The organism is Enterobacter cloacae complex sp. 6730903, from assembly GCF_048283985.1.
Classification (GTDB): domain Bacteria; phylum Pseudomonadota; class Gammaproteobacteria; order Enterobacterales; family Enterobacteriaceae; genus Enterobacter; species Enterobacter hormaechei_C.
Genome location: NZ_JBLVXX010000061.1, coordinates 1 through 4,437, shown reverse-complemented (window position 1 = coordinate 4,437; position 4,437 = coordinate 1). Strand labels below are relative to the sequence as shown.

General features: G+C 42.6%; 3 protein-coding genes. All 3 read left to right on the top strand.

Going from position 1 to position 4,437, the window contains the following annotated elements:
* Positions 1–925 precede the first annotated feature (925 nt).
* Positions 926–1,087 (top strand): hypothetical protein, encoded by a 162-nt coding sequence (locus ACNQ0W_RS22820; RefSeq protein WP_001371949.1) that lies wholly within the window; start codon positions 926–928, stop codon positions 1,085–1,087.
* Positions 1,088–2,215: 1,128 nt separating this feature from the next.
* Positions 2,216–3,469, top strand: coding sequence for a ParA family protein (locus tag ACNQ0W_RS22815; RefSeq protein WP_001050364.1), 1,254 nt, complete (start codon positions 2,216–2,218; stop codon positions 3,467–3,469).
* A partial coding sequence (locus ACNQ0W_RS22810; RefSeq protein WP_417933257.1) for a ParB family protein occupies positions 3,466–4,437 on the top strand: 972 nt, incomplete at its 3' end. The genes ACNQ0W_RS22815 and ACNQ0W_RS22810, both read left to right, overlap by 4 nt.

The following is a 4,437-nucleotide window of genomic DNA, read 5'->3' as shown; positions in this document are numbered from 1 at the left end:
GCCGCTGGCAGATTTAACCCCCTTAATCGCCAAACTGGGATCAGTCCTGATAGTGTCCTTCCGTCCTGGAGAGGGTTGCTAACACTTGTTCCCATGATACGAAATGCGCCAGCTGATACAGATTAACGTCTCATTGCCCATGCCGGTCTGCCGACACCGGTGCATGGCCTTTTCCGATATTCGCAAGCACAGATGCTTGATTTTTTCAGGGTGTAATATACCTGAGCAGCATCTGAAGGCACTTTCAGTCGCTGTCAGATTTAACACCCTTAATCGCCAATCTGGGATTTTATGATGTTAACCTCCAGTTCAAGACCCTTGCTCCCATGATGCGAACCTTGCCACCTGATAAAGATTTACGCCTCATTCCTGTATGCAGGTCTTACGACTCTAGTGCACGGACAATTTTCGGTCATAACAAGACCTGGCGGAAGATTTAATCAGGCGTGGTGTGACTGAGCAGAAGCTGGGGCAATGTCAGCCGCTGGCAGAAAAAACCCTTATTCGCCATCTCAAACCGTCATTATGGGTAGTCCTTTTAACTTTCTCAGGACCATTAAGCTTAAACTCCGTTTAGAGAATGACGTAAGATTTAGGCTAAGCAGGTTAAGTGATCCCTCTCCCGGGTTGAACACTATATTCATCGTACGAGCGGAAGATTGTCCTTCGGGAAATATTTCTTAAACACCGCTCGGGATCTTATTGCCACTGGCGGATTTAACCCCCTTAATCGCCATACTGGGGTTCTGTCCTGATGCTGGCCTTCAGTTCTGGGCTTGGGTTGCTATCGCTTGCTCCCATAATGCGAAATGTGCCTCCTGATACAGATTAACGTCATATTCCTGCGTGCCGGTCTGCCGACACCAGTGCACGGGCTTTTTTCGGTCATCACATTTCCGGGCAGGAGATTCTATCAGGGCGTGGTGTGACTGAGCAGCAACTGGGGCACTGTCAGCAGCTTGCAGATTTAACACCCTTAATCGCCAAACTGGGATTCTGTTCTGATGTTGACCTTCCGTTCTGGGCGGGCTTTGGTTTACTAACACTTACTTCCATAATACGAAATGTGCTTGATGATGCAGATTAAATTCACATTACTGCATACCGGTCTGCCGACACCGGTGCATGGGCGATTTCCGACGATCTCAAGAACATATGGGAGATTATATCAGGGAGAGTAGTATGCCTGAGCAGCATCTGAAGGCACTGTCAGCCGCTGTGAGATTTAACCCCCTTAATCGCCAAACTGGGGTTCTGTCCTCATGCTGGCCTTCAGTTCCGGGCTGGGTTGCTATCACTTGCTCACATAATGCGAAATGTACCTGCTGATACAGATTAACGTCATATTCCTATATGCCAGTCTGCCGACATCAGTGCTTGGGCTATTTTCGGTCAAAACAAGACCTGGCGAGAGATTTAATCAAGCGTGGTGTGACTGAGCAGCAGCTGGGGGCACTGTCATCCGCTTGCAAATTTAACCCCCTTAATCGCCAAACTTGGGTTCAGTCCTGATGTTGGCATTCCGTTCTGGGCGGCGTTGCTATCACTTGCTCCCATTATGCGAAAAGTGCCTGCTGATACAGATTAACGTCATATTCATGCATGCCGGTCTGCCGACACCAGTGCACGGGTTTTTTTCGGTCATTACAATACCGGGCAGGGGATTAAATCAGGGCGTGGTGTGACTGAGCAGCAGCTGGGACACTGTCAGCCGCTGGCAGATTTAACCCCCTTAATCTCCACACTGGGGTTGCCTCCTTAAGTTGGGTTTCATTTCGGGGTGAGGTTGCTAACTCTGCTCCCATAATTCGTAGTGTGCCTCCTCAAGAGATTAACACCTCATATCTTTAGACTGGACTGACGACAACGGTTCACAGTTAGGAAACGTATATCAGCACACCGGTGAGATAGATTTTAGGGTCTAAGCAAGAAATAGGGTAGGCGTGAAGATTCATTAATGGAGCTCTTAACTTCAAAGCGTAGAGAAGGAGACAAGAATCGTGGTTTAAACAGGTTGTGCATTAGGTATGGACTAGAGAGTCTGAGCTCACATCTGCAAGTTAAGCTCACAAAAAATCATAAAAAAGTAAACAAACATTAGCTTAAGATTGAAACTAAGGATAGAATTGTACGCATAACAAGGAAATGGACGCATTATACGTAAAGTTTACATATATGCGTAAAAGTCGGTTTTCAGTGCAAAAAGGTCATAACCATGAATTTACTTGAAAAGATCGCCCTCGTTGGTCAGCGCATGAAAAGCGAGCAGATTTCTCTAAAGGAATCTCTGATGGCTTCATCAAGAGTATCTGTTTCTGATGATAGTGTTGATGGTGTTGATAGACTGATCTATAACCACTGTTTGAATAAAAAAAATCTCTCTGATTTTTTTGGGAAGTCACGAGTAACGTTCAATAAAATACTTTCGGACTTAGAAGAAAAAGAACTTGTTGGTGCACCTATTTATCAAAACAAAAATCATCTTTACACCCGCTGGGATGTTCAAAAAATAATGGATGCCCTGGGTTATCCCAAGTACCGCGATCATTACTTTAGCAGAGCTATTGTTACTCAGAATCATAAAGGCGGTACAGGGAAAAGCACTACATCTGTAGCTTTAGCAGTAGCAGCTGCTTTAGATCTACAACTCAATGCACGTGTATTAATGATCGAATGGGACCCACAAGGTTCGATTGGAAGCAGCATGATTCAAAGTGTCTCAGAAGATGATGTCTTCCTTACAGCAATTGATGCAATCCTTGGAATTTATGAAGAAAATTCTGAGTATAAAAAATATTTAGATTCAGGATTCTCTGAAGAAGAAATCATCACTAATATGCCTTTTTCAACGCATCTGCCAAACTTGGACGTAATAACGGCTTTTCCGACAGATGCTCGTTTTAAAGATAAATACTGGCAATGTTCTAGAGAAGAACGTACGTCTTTGTTACTACGTTTCAAGGAAGTTATCTTACCGGTACTGAAGCAGAACTATGATTTGATTATTATAGACACTCCACCTGAAGATTCACCTTTGATCTGGGCTGCTGACGAAGCGGCCGATGGGATTCTTGTCGCAGTGTCACCACGTGAATATGATTACGCCTCTACTACAGACTTCATGCTTACAATAAGTGAAAGGTTTAAACAATCACCAAGTAAGGGCGACAATTTAAAATGGTTCAAAGTTCTTGCTGTCAATGTAGATGACAAAAGTCCATATGAAAGAATAGTTTTGGATAAATTAATCAGAACTGTTCAGGACCTTTTGATGTCCGCTAACATAAAAAATTCTGAAGCATTTAAGGCAGCTGCTTCCAAAGGGCGTACAGTGCTTGATATCAAAAAATCAGAGGAACTTTGTTCCGCAAAGCAGCTTGATGTCGCAGAAGAATCTGTATTACAGGTATATCAGCAATTTATAAATGAAATAAAAAGTTTTTCAGCTAAGCAAGGAGTTAACGCATGAGCGATGAGCAACATATCGGGAATGATAAATCTCGATATTTAAACGCACCAAAGCGGACAGAAGTCGGTCACCGTTCAGGTCTTGCGGGTTTGAAAACAGCACCTCGCATAAAAAAGTTATTCACTCTTCATAAGGGCCGGAGACTTGAAGCGGAACATGTGATTGTTCCAGCCCAGAGAGTGGAGAAGGAGACCTTAGTCCATCCAGCGAACCCACGAAATCAAGAAGCCCTTACAGATTATTCTGTTAGAGATATTCTTAAGCAGATTGAAGAAAGAGGGGTCGATACCGAAGGGATCGCTGTAAAAAGAGATGGGGTTTATTTATTAATAGAAGGAAGTCGCAGACGTTTCTGCTGTATAAAGGCAGAAAAGGATCTCCCCCTGTGGGTTCTTCCGGATGAACTAACCGAAGATGATATAAATTCAATTATATCCGCAGCACAAACATCTCGAAAATTTTCATATAGAGAAGTTGGGTTTCAATTTATCAAAAAAATGGAAGAAAAAGGATTTTCTACTAATGAAGAACTCGCAGCATATCTTGGGATTAGTCATGTATCGGTAGCCAAAAGAATCCAGGCGGCCCGTATTGACGAAACATTGATCTCTTTATTCCCGGATTATGAAGGAATCCCGAACTCCTATTATAGTCGCTTGTCTCGTTTACAGAAATATGTGCAAAAAAATCTATTTCCTTTAGATGAAGTAATAGATAATGTTAAAGAGGAAACAAAAGATTTAGACATTGGAGATCTCCAGGTTGCTCAAAAAGTTGTAATGGAAAAAATCACACAATCTGTGGAAAGTGTTTGTGAAAAAACTTATTCCACAAAATGGGAAACAAGTGATCTTATTACTTTTGATAACAAAGATAAGTATGCAAGAATCAGTAAAAACAATACTGGTAGAAAAATTCGCTTTGAATTCAATAGGATAAATGCGGGTTTTATTAAGGAACTAGAGGAG